The sequence below is a fragment of the Caenibius tardaugens NBRC 16725 genome (assembly GCF_003860345.1).
In the GTDB taxonomy this organism is placed as follows: domain Bacteria; phylum Pseudomonadota; class Alphaproteobacteria; order Sphingomonadales; family Sphingomonadaceae; genus Caenibius; species Caenibius tardaugens.
Window position 1 is genome coordinate 3,560,714 of record NZ_CP034179.1, and the last position, 18,676, is coordinate 3,579,389.

The 18,676-nt window shown below is 59.5% G+C and carries 12 protein-coding genes; 9 read left to right on the forward strand and 3 right to left on the reverse strand.

Annotation, left to right across the window (positions count from 1 at the left end):
• Nucleotides 1–160 precede the first annotated feature (160 nt).
• The 5 genes from EGO55_RS16770 (at nt 161) to EGO55_RS16790 (ending at nt 8,677) form a co-directional block, all read left to right on the forward strand.
• The gene (locus EGO55_RS16770) at nt 161–1,546 is read left to right on the forward strand and encodes a helix-turn-helix domain-containing protein (protein ID WP_021688218.1); all 1,386 of its coding nucleotides are present in this window, start codon (nt 161–163) and stop codon (nt 1,544–1,546) included.
• Nucleotides 1,547–2,012: 466 nt separating this feature from the next.
• Nucleotides 2,013–3,398 carry a TIGR03013 family XrtA/PEP-CTERM system glycosyltransferase gene (locus EGO55_RS16775; RefSeq protein WP_021688217.1) on the forward strand — a complete coding sequence of 462 codons (1,386 nt, stop codon included), beginning with the start codon at nt 2,013–2,015 and terminating at the stop codon, nt 3,396–3,398.
• Nucleotides 3,398–5,509, forward strand: coding sequence for an XrtA/PEP-CTERM system histidine kinase PrsK (gene prsK / locus EGO55_RS16780; protein ID WP_021688216.1), 2,112 nt, complete (start codon nt 3,398–3,400; stop codon nt 5,507–5,509). The genes EGO55_RS16775 and prsK overlap by 1 nt, the downstream gene beginning before the upstream one ends.
• Nucleotides 5,509–6,873 carry a PEP-CTERM-box response regulator transcription factor gene (prsR, locus tag EGO55_RS16785; protein ID WP_021688215.1) on the forward strand — a complete coding sequence of 455 codons (1,365 nt, stop codon included), beginning with the start codon at nt 5,509–5,511 and terminating at the stop codon, nt 6,871–6,873. The genes prsK and prsR overlap by 1 nt, the downstream gene beginning before the upstream one ends.
• 121 nt (nt 6,874–6,994) lie before the next feature.
• A complete protein-coding gene (locus tag EGO55_RS16790) occupies nt 6,995–8,677 on the forward strand; it encodes a tetratricopeptide repeat protein (RefSeq protein ID WP_052023563.1) in 1,683 nt (560 codons plus the stop codon).
• Nucleotides 8,678–8,888: 211 nt separating this feature from the next.
• Here EGO55_RS16790 and EGO55_RS16795 read toward each other — a convergent pair whose 3' ends face one another.
• Both EGO55_RS16795 and panB read right to left on the reverse strand, forming a co-directional pair.
• A complete protein-coding gene (locus tag EGO55_RS16795; protein WP_021688213.1) occupies nt 8,889–9,947 on the reverse strand; it encodes a DUF475 domain-containing protein in 1,059 nt (352 codons plus the stop codon).
• Nucleotides 9,948–10,001: 54 nt separating this feature from the next.
• Complete coding sequence (gene panB / locus EGO55_RS16800) at nt 10,002–10,871, reverse strand: 3-methyl-2-oxobutanoate hydroxymethyltransferase (RefSeq protein ID WP_021688212.1); 870 nt, start codon at nt 10,869–10,871, stop codon at nt 10,002–10,004.
• A 111-nt stretch (nt 10,872–10,982) separates the two neighbouring features.
• Here panB and EGO55_RS16805 point away from each other — a divergent pair, with 111 nt between their 5' ends.
• The 4 genes from EGO55_RS16805 to EGO55_RS16820 all read left to right on the forward strand — a co-directional run bounded on the left by EGO55_RS16805 (nt 10,983) and on the right by EGO55_RS16820 (nt 18,330).
• The gene (locus EGO55_RS16805) at nt 10,983–12,560 is read left to right on the forward strand and encodes an amino acid permease (protein ID WP_021688211.1); all 1,578 of its coding nucleotides are present in this window, start codon (nt 10,983–10,985) and stop codon (nt 12,558–12,560) included.
• 142 nt (nt 12,561–12,702) lie between these two features.
• A complete protein-coding gene (locus EGO55_RS16810; RefSeq protein ID WP_021688210.1) occupies nt 12,703–13,419 on the forward strand; it encodes a hypothetical protein in 717 nt (238 codons plus the stop codon).
• Nucleotides 13,304–14,899: a Y-family DNA polymerase gene (locus EGO55_RS16815; RefSeq protein ID WP_052023562.1), complete on the forward strand. Its 1,596-nt coding sequence runs from the start codon at nt 13,304–13,306 to the stop codon at nt 14,897–14,899. The genes EGO55_RS16810 and EGO55_RS16815 overlap by 116 nt, the downstream gene beginning before the upstream one ends.
• Complete coding sequence (locus EGO55_RS16820; protein WP_021688208.1) at nt 14,899–18,330, forward strand: error-prone DNA polymerase; 3,432 nt, start codon at nt 14,899–14,901, stop codon at nt 18,328–18,330. Before EGO55_RS16815 ends, EGO55_RS16820 begins: the two co-directional genes overlap by 1 nt.
• A gap of 9 nt (nt 18,331–18,339) precedes the next feature.
• Here the strand turns inward: EGO55_RS16820 and EGO55_RS16825 are convergent, their stop codons facing one another.
• Nucleotides 18,340–18,663 carry a YnfA family protein gene (locus EGO55_RS16825; protein WP_021688207.1) on the reverse strand — a complete coding sequence of 108 codons (324 nt, stop codon included), beginning with the start codon at nt 18,661–18,663 and terminating at the stop codon, nt 18,340–18,342.
• Between the last annotated feature and the right edge of the window lie 13 nt (nt 18,664–18,676).

Consider the following 18,676-nt stretch of genomic DNA (forward strand, 5'->3'; position numbering starts at 1 on the left):
CGCATCGCATTCTCGCTCCGCCATCGTGACGGGAGCTTGTGCAGCATATGTGCCGTGACCAGTGCGAGGTTGGTAGAAAAAGTTACATACTTTTTTGTGATAAATGGCGATATTTGGTGATATACATTGCAATAATGTAAATTAATTTACAGGAGATCGCTTGTCTGAATCCGCGCTTCTCGCCGGTCCTGCCCTGCGGCGTTTGCGCCGGCGCGAGCGTTTGACTCAAGCCGCTATGGCTGATCGATTGGGGATTTCCCCAAGCTATCTCAATTTGCTGGAGCATAATCGCAGGCCGGTTTCCGCGCGTCTCGTGTTGCAACTGGTCGAACGGTTTGATTTCGATCCGCGGATACTGCGTCAGGAAGAGGCTGTCGGTGGCATCGATGGTTTGCGGCGCAGATTGGCTGATGACCTTTTTGCCGATCTGGAAATTGATCGCGAGGAAATCGTCGAATGGCTGGCCAGCGTGCCTCAGGCAGCGGTCGCGTTCGCGCGGCTGTACGATGCCGGTGTGACTGCTGACCGGGGCGTTGCCGATGTTCAGCCCCTTACGCTTGCGCGACGTGAGATCGAGCGGTGGCGCAATCATTTCGCCGATCTCGATGCTGCGGCAGAGGAATTGGCCGACGAATTGCGGCTTTCCCATGCGGACATGGGCTATGCACTGATGGAGCGTTTGCGCCAGCAACACCAGATTTCCGTGCGGATTCTGCCCGGCGATGTGTTGAACGGCATGCAGCGGCGGCTGGATCTGCATGCGCGGCAGTTGCAACTGTCGGAGATGCTGCCTTTGCCGTCGCGCAATTTTCAGGTGGCGGTTCAACTGGCGCAGCTGGAGCAACGCGGGGCGATCCGCGATCTTGTGCGCGGGGCGCAATTGGCGGATGCTGCCGCCCAACAATTCTTTGCCCGCCATCTTCATTCCTATTTCGCGGCAGCGGTGCTCATGCCTTATGGCCGATTCCTGAGGGCCTGTGAGCAGACGGGGTATGATCTCGTCATATTGCAGCGGCGTTTCGGTGTCAGCTTTGAACAGCTTGCGCACCGGCTCACCACGCTGCAACGCGTGGGGCAGCGTGGTTTGCCCTTTTTCATGGCCCGGATTGACAGGGCAGGGCAGTTTTCCAAACGCTATGCGGGGGCCAGTGGAACGCTCCTTCTCGAAGGGGAGTTCAGCTGCCCGCTGTGGGTTGCCCATCAAGCGTTCGATCGCGGCGGGGATATTTGCACGCAACGGGTCAGCGTGGAGGAGCCGCAACAGGGTGAACGCGTATGGCTCACCATGGCTTGCGCGCGCGAGGGGGTGAGTTCCACCGAAATGGATCGGGCGCGATATGTTACTGTCCTTGGTGTCGAGGCAAATCTCGCGTCACATCTCGCGCAAGTTCGGGCCATGGAAAGCAGCCAGTCAACACCGATTGGTCCCGGTTGCACCCGCTGTTATCGTTCTGAGTGTCAGCAGCGCGCGCTGCCGCCGATCGGTGCGGCGCTTCATTTCGAAGAGCGTCTTCAGGGGGCCACGCCGTTTAATTTTGGCGCATGACGGTTTGTCGCAAGATTCGGAAACCGGACAGAATGATTGCCGTTTACAGATCATGTCCGGCAACCATGACTTTTATGATCGCGCACCATCCAGCCGGTCCGACAACCGGGAAACCGCAAGCGATGGGCAGCGAAAACGTATGTCCCGGTCATTGGCATGGGTGGCCTTGCTCATCGCACTGGTTCTAACTGTGGGTGTGGTGTGGGTGCTCGCACACGATGACCGGACCCCGATATTTCAGAGCGATCCTGTTGGCGGACACGGCGCAGGTATCCAGCGAGGGCATTGATAGGTCCCATGGTCGCTGTCGGTTTTCCTGACATGCGTTAAGCCTTATGGCGCAGAAATGCGTTTTTCTGCCATTCATTTGGAAAAATGAGGAAATATGTCGTGTCAAATTTACCGACATTTCATTTCTCTCTGCTAATCGCATCAGGGAACAGGGACGGCATTGCCGCGGGGAATAATGATCCGGCTTTTTAAACATTACATTCCGCATGCTGTGCTGCTGCTTGGTTTGTTTGACGTGATCCTGTTGCTCGTTGCAGGAGAAGCTGCCTGGCGATTGCGGGCTGATCAGGTCGGTATGGAACTTGGCACGCTTGCCAGCCGTATTCCCACATTGAGCACATTTGTCGTCGTCGTGTTGTTGGCGATGGTGTCGGTGGGCATTTACGGAGCCGAGGCCTTGCGTTCGATGCGATTTGCCGTCGCGCGGATTCTGGTTGCTGTCAGCCTGGCCATTATCGCCTTGTCATTTGTCGACTTTATTATTCCGGGGCTGGATTTCTGGCGCTCGACACTGGCGTACGCAATGGGGTTGGCCATCGTCGTTCTTCTGGCGAATAGACTGATTGTAGGGGGCATTCTCGGTGCGGGTGCATTCCGTCGGCGGGTTCTCGTACTCGGTGCGGGACACCGTGCGCAACGCCTGCGCGAACTGGCTGAGCGGCCGGAAAGCGGTTTCGCGATTGTAGGCTATGTCGCCATGAGCAGCGCGGAGCCGCTGATTCATGAGGCTATCGCGCGTAGCGCGATCAACGATTTCAGCCGATTTGTACAAAATCTTGGGCCAAGTGAAGTGGTTCTGGCGATCGAGGAACGCCGAAACGCCTTGCCGTTAAAAGACTTGCTTCGGGTCAAGACGGCGGGGGTTCACGTCAACGATTTTTCGAGCTTTCTCGAACGCGAAACAGGCAGGGTCGATCTCGATACGCTCAACCCCAGTTGGTTGATCTTTTCTGACGGCTTTTCCTCGTCCCAGATGGTTTCGCGCTTTGCCAAGCGCGTATTCGATATCGCGGCCAGCAGCCTTCTGCTCCTGCTGACGTTTCCGATTATCCTGATCTTTGCCTTGCTGGTGAAGATCGACAGCCGAGGGCCAGCATTCTTTAGGCAAGAACGGGTTGGCCTCTACGATGTGCCGTTTGAGCTGATCAAGCTGCGCTCGATGCGTACAGATGCGGAGAAGGACGGTGCCAAGTGGGCACAGGCCAACGATCCGCGTGTCACCCGCGTCGGACGCTTTATCCGCAAGGTCAGGATCGACGAATTGCCGCAGGCGTGGAGCGTTCTGAAAGGTGAGATGAGCTTTGTCGGGCCACGGCCCGAACGGCCGCAATTCGTGTCGGATCTTGACGAGAAACTGCCGTATTATGCGGAACGGCACATGGTGAAACCCGGCATTACCGGCTGGGCGCAGATCAATTATCCTTATGGCGCATCGATTGAAGACGCACGGCAAAAGCTCGAATACGACCTCTATTACGCCAAGAACTACACGCCGTTCCTCGACCTTCTGATCCTGTTGCAGACGCTGCGGGTTATTCTGTGGAATGAAGGTGCCCGCTGATGGATGGCGGCGCGATCTGGCAGACAATCGGTTATGGAAGCCATCTTGGCGCCGCGATAATCTGCGCTGCGCTGGCCGCATGGATCGGTAGTGGTCGTAACATCAGTCGCACACGAAAATACACCTGCGTTGCATTGGTTCTCACCGCAGCATGGGCTTTGATTGCCGCAGCGCTGTCGCCGTTTTCGGTCTGGGCTCTGGCTGCGGAATGTGCGCGTAATCTCGGATGGTTGCTGCTGTTGTACAGCCTGTTCGTTGATGATGGCCGGCATTCTTCGATTCAGCCAATCCGGCCGGTGCTGTTTGTGCTTGTGCTGCTGGAACTGGCACAGCCTGCGCTGGCGGCGGTCATGGCGCACCCTGGATCGGACACTTTTGCCCAACATCTCGTGTTCCAGATTTCCGTCATTCTGCAATTGTTGGTGACGGTTGGGGCTCTGTTGCTTGTACACAATCTGTTTGCCGGTGCATCGGCGGTGCAAAGGCCTCGCTTGCGCTGGTCCGCTGCCGCGCTGGCTACCTTGTGGGTGGTTGATCTTAACTACTATACTGTTGCCTATCTCAGCAACGGCGTAACGATAGAACTGGCTGCCTTGCGTGGCATTGTGGTGGCGATGGCGGTCATCCCCCTGGCTGTTGGTGCCATGCGCGGCGGGACCGAGTTGCGCTTCATGCCATCGCGTGCCGTGACCTTCCGCACACTGTCGCTGTTCATTATCGGTCTCTATCTACTTGCCATGGTCGGGATTGCCCGTTCGCTGACATGGATTGGCGGGGATCTGGCACGGCTGACCCAGGTGGCATTTGTCTTCACCGCCAGTCTGGTTGCATTGTTGTGGTTGCCTTCGCAACGTTTGCGCCGCTGGCTGAAAGTCACGCTGCTGAAGCATCTTTTCCAGCATCGTTACGACTATCGCGAGGAATGGCTTCGGCTGACACATACGGTCGGACGAACCGGTCCGGAAGCGCCACCGTTGCAGGAACGGGTGGTGCAGGCGCTCGCGGATATTACCGAAAGCCCATCGGGGTTGTTGTTCGCGCCAGCGGATGATGGCGCGATGACACTGGCTGCGCGCTGGAAATGGCCGGGTATAGACGTCCCCGCCGTGGCCATGGAGGGGTATGCTGTGGAATTCTTCGCCACAGGCCACTTCATATGCGATCTCGATGATGTGCGTGCCGGGGCGAACCAGCGGGGCGAAGCCAATGCCGTTCCCGGGTGGTTGCTAGACAATGATCAGGCGTGGGCGATTGTCCCCCTGCAGCATTACGACCGGCTGACCGGATTGGTGGTACTGGCGCGGCCGGAATTCGTCCGCAAACTGGACTGGGAAGACTTCGACCTGTTGCGTGTCGTAGGGCAGCAATTGGCTAGCTATATGGCCGAGCAGGCAGGGCAGGAGGCGCTGAGCGAAGCGAACCGGTTTGACGAGTTCAACCGCCGTATCGCTTTTGTGATGCATGACATCAAGAATCTCGCAAGTCAGCTTTCCCTTCTTGCCCGCAATGCGGAAAAACATGTCGAGAAGCCGGAATTCCGCGCGGATATGTTGATCACATTGCGGAACAGCGCCGACAAGCTGAATGCCCTTCTTGCCCGCCTTGGGCGCTATGGCGCGCATGGTGGCGAACGGCTGGAAACGGTGTCACTGGATGAATGTGTGGCCCATGTCGCGGCCCGATACAGCGCCGCGCACAGGATTCAGGTCGTCAAACGCGAGGTCTGTCTTGTTCAGGCGCAACGCGAAGCGCTGGAGCAGGCCCTGGTCCATTTGATCCAGAATGCCGTCGATGCGAGTGCAGATGACGCACCGGTATTCCTCAGTGTCAGTAACGATGGTCTGTATGGCCTCGTGCAGATCGTCGATTCCGGTACCGGAATGAGCCCCGATTTCGTCCGGTCGCGCCTGTTCAAGCCGTTTGTGTCGTCCAAGCCCGGCGGGTTTGGCATTGGCGCATTCGAAGCGCGCGAATTGATCGCGGCGATGGGGGGAAGGCTTGAAGTTGAATCCCGCGAAGGACTGGGTACGCGTTTCTTCGTCCGTCTCCCGCGGACTGAGGTTTCCAGTCTCATCGCGAAAACAAAATCCAGTAAGGCTGAGGTGGCGTAGTGGCCGATGACAAACCCAAGTTGCTGATTGTCGAGGATGACCAGGGGCTGCAGGCCCAGTTGAAATGGGCATACGACGATTTCGAGGTCATCATCGCCGGGGACCGTGCTGCGGCATTGGCGGCGTTGCGGGCGGAAGAGCCTGTCGTCGTCACGCTCGATCTTGGCCTGCCCCCTGATCCTGACGGTACCAGCGAAGGCTTTGCGGTTCTCGAAGAGATCATGGCGCTCAGCCCGGGAACAAAGGTTATCGTTGCCAGCGGGCATGGCGCGCGTGAAAGCGCGCTGACCGCCATCGATCGTGGCGCTTACGATTTCTACCAGAAACCCATCGATATCGAACAGCTCGGTCTGATCGTTCGGCGGGCTTTCAACCTTCATCAGATCGAGGAGGAAAATCGCAGATTGTTGGCCCGGGCGGGAGACAACAATCAGATCGTCGGCGGGATGATTACGGCTGCCTCCGAAATGATACGCGTTGCGCGGACCATAGAGCGCGTCGCCGGGACCAACGTTTCGGTGATGTTGCTGGGGGCAAGCGGCACGGGCAAGGAGCTTCTCGCCAGAGGTCTGCATGAAGCGAGCGGGCGCCGGAACGGGGCCTTTGTCGCCATCAACTGTGCGGCCATTCCGGAAAATCTGCTCGAAAGCGAACTGTTTGGCCATGAAAAAGGTGCCTTCACCGGTGCTATCAAGACCACCGAAGGTAAGATCGAACAGGCGCGAGGCGGTACGCTGTTTCTCGATGAAGTGGGTGACATTCCGCTGCCGCTGCAGGTCAAGCTGCTGCGCTTCCTTCAGGAAAGAACGATAGAGCGGATTGGTGGGCGTAAATCGATCGAAGTGGACACCCGCATTGTATGCGCCACGCATCAGGATCTCGAGGCGATGATTGCCGATGGGCGTTTTCGCGAAGATCTCTATTACCGGCTCGCGGAAATCGTCGTGAAGATACCCGCGCTGGCCGAACGGCCGGGCGATGCGGTGCTTCTGGCGAAGGTGTTTCTGAAGCGTTTCGCAAAAGAGATTAACCCGCATGTCACCGGTTTTGCCTCGGACGCGCTTGCTGCCATCGATGCCTGGCCCTGGCCGGGCAATGTCCGTGAACTGGAAAATCGTGTGAAGCGTGCGGTGATCATGGCGGATGGGAAGCTGGTGAATGCGGTCGATCTCGATCTTTCGGGCGGTGATGAAGACAATGCCCTGCCGCTCAATCTGAAAAGCGCGCGCGAACAGGCGGATCGCAAGGTCATTCGGCATGCTCTGGCGCGTAGCGAAGGCAACATTTCCAACACCGCGAAAATGCTGGGGATCAGTAGGCCGACGTTATACGACCTGCTCAAGCAGTATGATCTGCACGCCTGAGATCAGACGGGTGCAGCAGCCCATTGCTGCAGCTTGTGCCCTGATCCTGTGTCTTTTCCCGGTCGCGGAGGGGCTCGGGAAGGGGGAGATAGACGCGCCGCTGAAAGAGGCAGGAGCCGCATTGGCGCGCGGCGATGGTATCGCAGCCGAAGTCGCATTGCGTCGGGCATTGGAACATGGTGCGGACCGGTCGCGGATCGCCGCGCAGATGGGCGAAGCGGAAATGCTTCAGGGGAATCTGCCCGAAGCGCGGCACTGGCTTGCGCCTGGGCAGTTTTCGGCAGATCAGCGGGCTTACGGCTATCGCATGCTTGGCCGGCTGGAGATGGACGACGGCAATCTACCCGCCGCCGGGCGTGCGTTTGATCGGGCCTTGCAGATTGCCCCCGCCAATGCCGATCTCTGGGTCGATATTGGCCGTTTGCGTTATCGCGGAGGCGAGCAATTGCAGGCGATTGCCGCAGTGCGCCGGGCTGTCAGCCTCGATCCCGAAAACGTAGGTGGTTTGCTGTTTCAGGGACAGATGGTGCGCGATGCCGTCGGGCCAGTTTCTGCCTTGCCGTGGTTCGCCCGCGCTGTCCAACGCGCGCCGGAAGATACCGGTGTTCTCGGGGAATATGCCGCGACACTTGGTGAAGTCGGCCGCGCTAAAGACATGTTGCTGGTGACCCGGCGCATGATCGAACTGGACCCGCGCAATCCACAGGCCTTTTATCTGCAAGCGGTTCTGGCCGCGCAGGTTGGCAAGAACGGCCTCGCACGTCGGCTGATGCAGCGAACGGCGCAAGCGGGAGACAATGTGCCTGCGGCGCTCTTGCTGAATGGTATTCTTGAATTCCGGGCTGGGAATCTGGCAACGGCGACGGAAATATTCGATCGCCTGTGGCAGCGCCAACCGGATAATGGCAGTGCCGCGCTGCTGCTTGCCCGAACCCTGTATCAGGCAGGCGAGATGAGCGAGTTGGTAGAGCGTTTTTCTCCCTCTGCGCAGCGCAAGGATGCCTCACCCTATTTGCTGACCTTGGTGGGTAGGGCTTATGAGGCGTTGGACGAACGGGGCAAAGCGGCGGTATTTCTGGACCGCGCATCCAGCGTGCGGCCACCTCCGCACATGGTGGCTATCGCTGGACCGGTTCCCGTATCTGTGCTCGAACCGCATTGGCGGGCCGACCCTGATGCTGCCGCGCAGAGGATACCCTTGGTACGGCAGATGCTGGCGGAAGGAGACGGTGCGCGTGCTGCGGGTATAGCGGAACAGGCCGCAGCGCGTTTCTCGGGATCTGCCGATGCCCAGATTCTGGCGGGCGATGCGCAAATGATGAATGGCGCTTATGCAGTGGCACTCAGGTATTATCAGCAAGCTGCGCTGGTTCGCCTCTCGCGGCCTTTGCTTGCCCGGATGACTGTGGCCTACGTTCAGACCGGTCGTATCGCCCAGGCAGAAGCGTTGATTGCCCGCTATCTGAACGAACATCCGATGGATGGCCGTGTTGCGGGCTGGGGCGCGGATTTTGCGGCGCATCGTGGGGACTGGAATCAGTTTCAGGCTCTCGCCGCACGGGCCGAAGCGCAAGGGATGGTTGCCGACGATCCCGCCATGCTGGCGCATTATGCGGTCGCGGCGTTGCACCGCGGTGATCATGAAGCCGCCAAACGCGATGCCTTGTCTGCTTATCGTCTGCAGCGGAGCAATGGCGAAGTCGCGCTGGTGCTGGCGAAGGTGTCCGCCAGCGAGGACGCCGGGAATCGCGTTGCGCGAGCACTGATGGCGAAGGTGGGTAAGATCGACCAGAATCTGCCGTGAGTTGCAAATAGTGCAGCAAATGCGTGGAGCGCAGATAAAGAAAGAGCGGCCTCTGCGTGCCGCTCTTTCCTCCTCTCCCAAACTGTAGGCCGACTATGCATGGGGCAGTTGCATTTGACAACCGTCACCAGGGTGAATTTTTTGCAATTGCTCGAACTAGTTCAAACACTGTGGCGCGCGCGCCACAGCATTGCGGCTGGTGCTTGGCTCCTCAGGATGACCTCGTGGTTTGTTCGACCGCTTCCTTGCGATTGGCGCGGATCGACCACCACAGCGAAATGCCGATCAGTGCCGCACCGATCAGACCGGTGATGGTTTCGGGAATATGGAACTTGGCCGAGAGCAGCATGATCGCGCCAAGGGCGATAATTGCCCAGAATGCGCCGTGCTCGAGGAAGGCATATTCCGCCAACGTGCCTTTTTTGACCAGCATGATTGTCATGGAGCGGACAAAGAAAGCGCCAATGGACAAGCCCAGCGCAATCACGATCATGTTGTTGGACAGGGCAAAGGCCCCGATCACGCCATCGAAGCTGAAGGATGCGTCGAGTACGTTGAGATAAAGGAACCCGCCAAGGCCCGAACGGACCGCAGCCCCTGCCAGTTTGCGCTGTTCGTCGCGCAGTTCCAGCCAGGTATTGATCGCTTCCACGGTGATGAACGTGATGATGCCGAGTATCCCGGAAATCAGGAAAGTCAGCGCCTCGGCAGGCTCGAGCAGGGTGGAAATGCCCCAAATGACCAGAAGCAGAAGACCGATTTCGACCGACTTGACCGCGGATACGCTGGTCAGCCGCTTTTCGATTACGGAAATCCAGTGCACTTCCTTGTCGGCATCGAAGAAGAACTTCAGCCCGACCATCGCAAGAAATGCACCGCCAAAGCCGGCGATGCCCACATGCGCGGAAGAAACGATCCGTTCGTATTCGGCCGGCTGATTGAGCGACAGATTGATCGCTTCCACAGGGCCGATTCCGGCAGCAATCGCGACGATTGCCAGAGGGAAGATCACGCGCATGCCGAATACGGCAAAGGCGATGCCCCATGTCAGGAAGCGTTTCTGCCAGACCTCATCCATTTCCTCCAGCACGGTGGCGTTGACCACTGCGTTATCGAAACTCAGCGAGATTTCGAGAATCGAAAGGACCAGGACGATCCACAGCATCTGCGCCGTCGCTTCGAGGCTGCCTGTGGAGCTCCAGCCGTACCAGGCGGCGAGTGCGAAACAGATAACGGAAAAGATGATGGATCCACGAAAGAACTGAAGCACGTGGTGGTTGCCTTCCTGCAGGGACTGATCCGTCGAGGCGGAATTAAAGGTCGGTTATTTTGGCTGGTATGTCTGATCCGGGCCGGGGAAAGTCCGGGTGCGGACTTCGTCGGCGTAGCGCGTGACAGCGGCCTCGATCACATCGGCGATGTTTTCATATCGTTTCACGAAGCGCGGCACGCGTTCGAACATGCCCAGCATGTCTTCTGTCACCAGAACCTGCCCGTCGCATTGTGCGGAACCGCCAATGCCGATCGTGGGGCACGAGACGGCCTTTGTCGCCGCAATCGCGATCGTTTCGACCACACCTTCGACAACAATCGCGAAAGCGCCCGCTTCATCCAGCGCGCGCGAGTCATCAACAATCTTCTGCGCTTCGGCATCGCTGCGGCCGCGCGCCATATAGCCGCCCAGCACGTTGACGGCCTGCGGGGTCAGGCCAACGTGGCCCATGACCGGAATGCCCCGCTGATTCAGGAATGCGACTGTTTCGGCCATCGCCGCGCCGCCTTCCAGCTTTACCGCAGCCGCATTGCTGGCCTTGAGCAGATAGGTGGCACTTTCAAATGCCTGCTGGGGCGACTGTTCGTAGCTGCCGAAGGGCATATCCACCACGACAACCGAATGATAGCTGCCGCGCACCACGGCGGCGGCATGATTGGCCATCATTTCAAGCGTTACCGGAATGGTCGATGGCAGGCCGTATATGACCTGCCCCAGTGAATCGCCCACCAGCAGCACATCGCAATGCGCATCGAGCAGTTGCGCCTGTCGTGCCGTGTAGGCTGTCAGCATGACAATGGGTTCTGCTGTTACGCCATCCTGCTTGCGCGCGCGGATCGCGGGGACCGTCAGTCGGCGCAGCGGTGCAGGGGTTGGGTTGGCGCGGCTGGTTGCCGTGTCGATCTGGAAGGTCGTGGACATCTCCGCCCTTTATACGCTCGATCATGGCTGGGGAAGGGCTGGCGATAGCTATTGCCAATTGGCGATCCTTCGCTAGCTTCCCAATATTCGGGATTGGCCAAGGGGACGTGCATGTTCGGACGGGTGAAGCCGCTGGATGCGATTATCGCAACAGCCGAACGAAAATCACTCCATCGCTCTCTTGGCGGTTTCCAGTTGATGTTGTTCGGTATTGGCTGCGTTATCGGCACCGGCATTTTCGTGCTGACGGCGGCCGGGGCACAGAAAGCCGGGCCGGGGTTGCTTCTGGCCTTCGCCATAGCCGGGGCGATTTGTATCGTGGCGGCGCTGTGTTACGCGGAAATTGCCGCGATCATGCCTGTCGCCGGATCGGCATATACCTATACTTATGCAACCATGGGGGAGCTTCTGGCCTGGACGGTCGGATGGTCGTTGATCCTGGAATATGCTGTTGCCGCCAGTGCGGTTTCGGTTGGTTGGTCCGGCTATTTTACGGGAACTATTCTCAAGGAATTCCTGGGAATACAATTGCCGGTATGGCTTAGCGCGGGCCCACTTGCATTAGGGGGCGCGCCGGGGGGGCTGATTAATCTGCCAGCCCTGATTATTGCGCTGCTCGTGACCTGGCTGCTGATGCTCGGCACGCGGGAAAGCGCGTGGTTCAACGCGGTGCTTGTTGCGATCAAGGTGGCTGCATTGACCGCATTTGTCGTGCTGACCCTGCCGCAGGCGGAATTGTCACGCTTCAACCCGTTCCTGCCTGCGGGCATGTTCGGCGGTTTCGGCACCGGGGTCGGGGCTGTTGGCGCGGCAGCCACGATATTTTTTGCATATGTCGGTTTCGATGCGGTTTCGACTGCGGCAGAGGAAACCAAAAATCCGCAACGGAACGTTCCGATAGGTCTGGTCGGTTCGCTGGCGTTCTGCACCTTGTTCTACATGCTTGTTTCTGCCGGCGCGGTGGGTGCGATCGGTGGGCAGCCGATCATGGGGCCGAACGGTGTGCCGTTCCCGGCGGGATCGGAAGAACTCGCCCGCCAATGCGCCTTGCCGCAGTATCAGGAATATTTGGTCTGTTCGCATGAAGCCTTGGCGCATGTTCTGCGCGTTGTCGGCTACGGCACAGTGGGCAACCTGCTGGGTATTGCGGCGTTTGTTGCCTTGCCTTCGGTCATCCTGATCCTTTTGTTCGGGCAGACCCGTATTTTCTTCGTCATGGCACGTGACGGACTGCTGCCTGAAGGACTGGCCAAGGTTCACCCGAAGTGGAAGACGCCTTACGTGGTGACGGCAATCACAGGGGTTGTCGTGGCGATCGCAGCCGCGTTTTTGCCGGTTGGCAAGCTGGCGGATATTTCCAATGCAGGCACGCTCTACGCGTTCGCGATGGTGGCGATTGCCGCAATGATCCTGCGCCGCCGTATGCCTGACCTGCCACGCAAATTCCGTGCGCCAGCCCTGTGGCTGGTCGCGCCTGCGGCGATTGTCGGCTGTCTCTTCCTGTTTGTGAACCTGCCTTTTGCCGCGATGATCGTGTTGCCGGGCTGGGGCTTGATTGGTTTGCTGGTTTATTACGCCTATGCCCGTTCGCACAGCCATGTGGGACGTGGCGTGGTTGAGGTGCATGAGCCTGAATATTCCGATCTGGAACCGGATATTCCGGGGATTGCCGATCGCGGCCGCGACTGAGTAACCGGATGATGATGGATAAAAGGCCGCCCGCGAGGCGGCCCTTTTGCATGAGCGTAGCTGATGTGTTCTTGCCATAACGTTGATGGGAACATAAAGTGAACATATGCATCGGGACGCACCTTTCACAAAAGAGATTCGCATGGCGGATATGCTTCCGGCCAGTGCGCAATGGCGCCCGGGGGTAAGGGCCGTCTGTCATAACGAGATATTTGTTTCGGCTGCAGATGGCGGTGGCATTGCGGCCGCTCTGGCTTTGGCGATGAATGGGATGCGCATGGCAGGCATGGCTGAAGATGATCCCCGCGCCGTGCTATGGGTGCAGGATCGGGATGCCATGCGTTTGTCAGGTCGGCCATATCGGTCCGGATTGCCGGAGCCGTTGCGCAGACGGGTAATTCATGTCGCGGCGCGGACAGCCGAAGACGCGCTGTTCGCGCTGGAAGAAGGTTTGCGTTGTCGCGATCTGGCCTGCGTTGTCGGGGAAATTACCGGCAATCCCCGCGCACTCAATTTCACGGCATCGCGCCGCCTTTCGCTGGTATCGGAAAAACATGGGGTGCCGCTTTATCTCGTGCGGCAGGATGCCGAACGCGATCTGGGTTCGGCCCGGATGCGCTGGACCATGCGATCTGCCCCTTCGTCTGCTGCGCGCTGGAACGTCCGGGTACCCGGTGCACCACGCTGGCATGCGGAACTGTTTCGGGCGCGGGGCTACACATCAGGAGAATGGATTTTGCACGATGACGGGACACGCCTCGTCGCCGGGCGAGAACCGCTTGCAACCGGGCCGGATTCGCCGTCGCATCATGGCGATCTGGCTGGCCAGTCTGGCGGTCGATCGCTGGCGGCACTCTGAACATTGCCGACGGGGTGAGGGGGAGGATACTGCCCCTGTCGCACTGGTATCCGAGAATGCGCATGGCTTGCGGATTGAAGCGGTCAACGATGCCGCGCTTGCCGCAGGGGTGCGTGTGGGCGCGCGGCTGGCCGATGCACGCGGCATTTGCCCGCAGCTCAGGAATGTTCCTGCTGACCCGACAGGCGATCACGCCTTTCTGGAACGTATGGCCCTGTGGGGGCAACGCTGGGGTCCGGTGTGCGCAGTGGACCCACCGGATGGCTTGCTGGTCGATATTACCGGGGCCGCGCATCTCGCTGGCGGGGAAGATGCACTGTTGCAGGAGGCGCAGGGGCTGCTGGCCCGGCAGGGGTTGGCTGCCCGTCTGGCGATTGCCCCGACCGCTGGCGCGGCCTGGGCGCTGGCGCATTACGGATCATCGCCTGTCACACGGGGGGGGGAGGCTATAGCTGCGGAACTGGAAAGGCTCCCGGTTGCGGCGCTCCGGCTGGATGGAGAGGTCTTGTTGGTGCTGCGCCGGCTCGGGCTCAAGCGGATTGGCGATCTTCGCAAGATCGGGCGCGATGCCTTGCAACGGCGGTTCCGCAACCGGCAGGCCATTTCCGCCAGCCCTTTGCTGCGGCTGGACCAGTTGCTGGGGCATGCGTCCGAGCCTTTGTTGCCTGTGGTCGCGGTAGAGTGGCCGATGGCGGAGCGGCGTCTGGTCGAACCGATCCTGCATCGCGCCTTGCTGGACCGGGTCGTGGTGGATTGCGCAGGGGATATCGCCCGTGAACTGGAAGCCCGCAGACAAGGCGCCCGACGCCTGGAACTGGCTCTGTGGCGGGTGGATGGGGATGTGATTTTGCGTTCTCTCGAAATGGCGGCCGCGACACGCGATCCGGGACATATCGTGCGACTGTTTGCGAGCAGGCTGGACGATGTGGATGCGGGTTTCGGGATTGAACTGGTGCGGTTGCAGGCCGTGTGGGTGCAGGACCTGCCCCTGGATCAGGATGATTTCGAAGCCGACACGGTGCGGCAGGGCACCAGTCTGCCGGTCTGTATCGATCGCCTGACTGTGCGGCTGGGCAAAGGGGCCGTCTCCCGCCCGATACCTTACGCCAGCCATATGCCGGAACGGGGACAGCACTGGATCGCCCCTCTGGTGGCTGCACCGGATCTTACGCCGGAACGGGTTATGGCAAGGCCGCTCAAGCTGCTTGATCGCGCAGAACCGATTGCCGTGACATATGCCACGCCGGATGGTTTCCCCAAACAGTTCCGCTGGCGCGGGAACCTGCATGAAGTGGCGCGGGTAGAAGGGCCGGAGCGGGTTGCGCCCGAATGGTGGCGTGAGGCCGCAGGCGCGCGTTTGCGCGATTACTACCGGATCGAGGATAATGCAGGGCGGCGTTACTGGATCTATCGCCACGGCATTGTCGGCGATGGGCGCGGCGGGGCGCCGCAATGGTTCCTGCAGGGGCTATTTGCCTGATGCCTGACCAGCCATCGCCTCGCCGCCGACGAAGACTTGATACGGAGGATCTGTCCGCGCCCTCTCTTGCACCCTTTGTCGAACTGGGGGTGACAAGTTGCTTTTCCTTCCTGCGCGGTGCGTCGCACGCGGAAGAGCTGGCCGCCATGGCGCGGGCATCGGGTTACGATGCCATTGGCATAGCCGATGCCAATACGATGGCGGGGGTGGTGCGGATGCACCGCGAAGCAAGGGCGTGGAAGCTGCGTCCGGTGATAGGTTGCCGGATTGAAACGGTCGAGGGGCTGGCCTTTCTGGCCTACCCCCGCAACCGGATAGCCTATGGCCGGATGTGCCGGTTGATATCGGCGGGGCGGATGCACACACTATCCGGGGAATGGCAGGCCAAAGGGACTTGCGAAATTTCGCTGCCGATGCTCGCCGCGCATGGCGAAGATGTGCAACTGATCCTGCTGCCGCCGGACGATCTCGACCATGTCTTTACCCTTTTGGGTTTGCAGGAGCATGTTATCGGAATCGATGGGCGGCCCCTGTCTTCAAGCAGGCAGGGCACACTGGCGGAACTGCTGCCTTATCTGGCGGAACATCTGCCGGGCCTGCGTCATCTTGCCGCCAGTTATCTTTACCGTGGGGATGACGTCGCCCGGATCACACAACTCGATGCACTGGCACGGGCCAATGGGCTGGGTCTGATGGCCACGAACGATGTCCACTATCACGCGCCGGATCGTCGCCCGCTACAGGATGTGATGACCGCAATTCGCCACAAGACCACAATGGCGCAGGCTGGTTATCACTTGCATGCCAATGCCGAACGACATCTCAAGCGGCCGGAGGACATGATCGCGCTGTTCGCACCTTGGCCCCACGCCATCGCCGCCACGCGTGAAATTGCCGATGCCTGCCAGTTCAGCCTTGTGGAACTGGCATACGAATATCCCAAGGAAACTTATCCGGAAGGGCGCACGCCGCAGCAGCATCTGGACGTGCTGACGTGGGAAGGGGCTGGGCAGCACTATCCGCAAGGCGTGCCCAAAACGGTGCGGAACACGCTGAAAAAAGAACTCGCTTTCATCGGTGAAAGGGGTTTGGCGCCTTATTTCCTGACAATTCGTTCCATTGTCGATTTCGCGCGCAGCCAGACGCCACCGATCCTGTGCCAGGGTCGTGGGTCGGCGGCCAATTCGGCCGTTTGCTATTGCCTGGGGATTACGGCTGTCGATCCGGCGGAACAGGTGCTGTTGTTCGAACGCTTTCTTTCCGCCGAACGGGATGAACCGCCCGATATCGATGTCGATTTCGAACATGCACGGCGCGAGGAAGTGATCCAGCATATCTATGCAACATACGGCCGGGGAAGCGCGGGCCTGTGCGCCACAGTCATTCATTACCGCCCACGTATGGCGATCCGCGAGGTGGGCAAGGCGATGGGCCTCAGTGAAGATGTCACCAGCGCGCTCGCCCGCACGGTCTGGGGCAGCTATGGCAGTGAGGTAGCGGACAGGCATGTGGCGGAAGCGGGGCTGGACCTGTCCGATCCGCATTTGCGCAGGGTTGTCAAATTGGCGGGGCAGATGATCGGTATGCCGCGCCACCTGTCGCAGCATGTGGGCGGCTTCATTCTGACGGAAGGCCTGTTGACCGAACTGGTGCCGATCGGAAACGGGGCGATGGCGGATCGCAGTTTCATCGAATGGGACAAGGATGACATCAGCGAACTGAATATCATGAAGGTCGATGTGCTGGCGCTGGGCATGCTGACCTGCATTCACAAATCCTTCGATCTGCTGCGTATCCATCACGGGCATAATCTGCAGCTTGAAACCCTCCCGCGGGAAGACCCGGCAGTTTACGACATGTTGTGCAAGGGGGATTCCCTTGGCGTTTTTCAGGTGGAAAGCCGGGCGCAGATGAACATGTTACCGCGCCTCAAGCCACGCTGTTTCTACGATTTGGTGGTGGAAGTGGCGATTGTGCGACCCGGCCCGATCCAGGGGGACATGGTGCATCCCTATCTGAAACGCCGGAAACAGGGCGCGACCATTTCCCTGCCGGGGCCAGCGCCGGAGCATGGCCCTGCCGATGAATTGCAGACAATTCTGCAGCGGACACTGGGGGTGCCGATCTTTCAGGAACAGGCAATGAAGATCGCCATGGATGCCGCCAAATTTTCACCGCAAGAAGCCAATGGATTGCGCCGGGCCATGGCGACTTTTCGTTCGCGCGGGACAATGGGGGAGTACGAAGACCTGATGGTCGGCCGGATGGTCGAACGGGGATACGATCCGGAATTTGCCCAACGTTGTTTCAACCAGATCAAGGGGTTCGGGGATTATGGCTTTCCTGAAAGCCATGCCGCCAGCTTTGCTCAACTGGTCTATGTGTCGAGCTGGCTCAAATGCCATTACCCGGGGGCCTTTGCTGCGGCTTTGCTCAATTCACAGCCCATGGGCTTTTATGCCCCGGCACAGATCGTGCGGGATGCGCGGGAACATGGGGTGATCGTATCGCCTGCCGATGTGAATTGCAGCGCCTGGGATTGCACGCTGGAAGAAGGCGGGCCGAACGGGGCAGGCTGCCAACCCGCGATCGATCCGCATATTTCCCTACGCCTTGGCCTCAGGCAGGTGGATGGTTTGCCAGAACATGCCGCCGCGCGGTTGATCGATGCGCGCGAGACAGGCGGTCTTTTCCGGGACGTGGCGGAACTGCGTGAACGGGCCGGACTATCGCCAGCGCATATCGAACGGCTTGCCAGCGCCGATTGTTTTGGATCCCTGTATCTGCCGCGCAGGCAGGCGTTGTGGGATGCACGCAGTCTCGTGGCCGTGCCGGAACTGCCGCTTTTTGCGCATGCCGCCGCGCGCGAGGAAGGGGCAGAAGCCGACCAGGTTCGTTTGCCAGCCATGCCTTTGTCGGAAGAGGTCGTGGCGGATTATCAGACGATGCGCCTCAGCCTGAAAGCGCATCCTTTGTCTTTCTTGCGGTCAGGCCTTGCGGAACGGGGGTTTTCGCGATGCGCTGATCTGCGACAGCGCAAAACCGGGGCATCGGTTCAGGTTGCTGGTGTGGTGTTGATCCGCCAACGCCCGGGGTCGGCCAAAGGCGTTTGCTTTATCACTATGGAAGATGAAACCGGCGTCGCTAATCTTGTGATCTGGCCTGATATCATGGAAAAATTCCGCAAGGTGGTGATGGGCGCGCGATTGATGGAGGCAAGAGGGCGTGTCGAATATGACGAGGACGTGCTCCATATCATTGTCACCCATCTTGTTGATGCGACGGAGGAATTGCATCGTCTGTCCGACGATTTGCTCGAACCGGCGATGGATAACGCGGATCACATCAACCGTCCGTTGTCAGGCAGAAGCCCGCGTCATGGCCATCCGCGGAATGTGCGGATCATTCCCCGGTCAAGGGATTTTCACTGACCGGGAACATCAGGCAGAGCGTGGTCCAAACAGGATGACAGCGGCCCCGCACAGACAGATCGCCCCACCGATCAGATCCCAGCGATCCGGCTTTGCCCCTTCGACCGCCCACATCCAGACAATTGCCGACAGGATGTAAACGCCGCCGTAGGCGGCGTAGGTCCGGCCAGCGTGATCGGCTTCGACCAGAGTCAGCAAATAGGCGAACAGCGCCAGTGAAAGCATGCCCGGCACAAGCCAGAGCGCCGATTTGCCAAGGCGCAACCAGGCCCAGAATGCAAAACATCCCGCAATTTCTGCCAGCGCAGCGCCGATATAGGCCAGGAAAGTCATGCCAAGGCTGTCG

Bases quoted from the DNA above. Each gene is read 5' to 3' on its own strand.
- EGO55_RS16775 (WP_021688217.1), top strand. From the start codon at position 2,013: ATGATCCGGCTTTTTAAACATTACATTCCGCATGCTGTGCTGCTGCTT.
- prsK (WP_021688216.1), top strand. From the start codon at position 3,398: ATGGATGGCGGCGCGATCTGGCAGACAATCGGTTATGGAAGCCATCTT.
- panB (WP_021688212.1), bottom strand. From the start codon at position 10,871: ATGTCCACGACCTTCCAGATCGACACGGCAACCAGCCGCGCCAACCCA.
- EGO55_RS16805 (WP_021688211.1), top strand. From the start codon at position 10,983: ATGTTCGGACGGGTGAAGCCGCTGGATGCGATTATCGCAACAGCCGAA.
- EGO55_RS16810 (WP_021688210.1), top strand. From the start codon at position 12,703: ATGGCGGATATGCTTCCGGCCAGTGCGCAATGGCGCCCGGGGGTAAGG.
- EGO55_RS16815 (WP_052023562.1), top strand. From the start codon at position 13,304: ATGACGGGACACGCCTCGTCGCCGGGCGAGAACCGCTTGCAACCGGGC.
- EGO55_RS16820 (WP_021688208.1), top strand. From the start codon at position 14,899: ATGCCTGACCAGCCATCGCCTCGCCGCCGACGAAGACTTGATACGGAG.
- EGO55_RS16825 (WP_021688207.1), bottom strand. From the start codon at position 18,663: ATGACTTTCCTGGCCTATATCGGCGCTGCGCTGGCAGAAATTGCGGGA.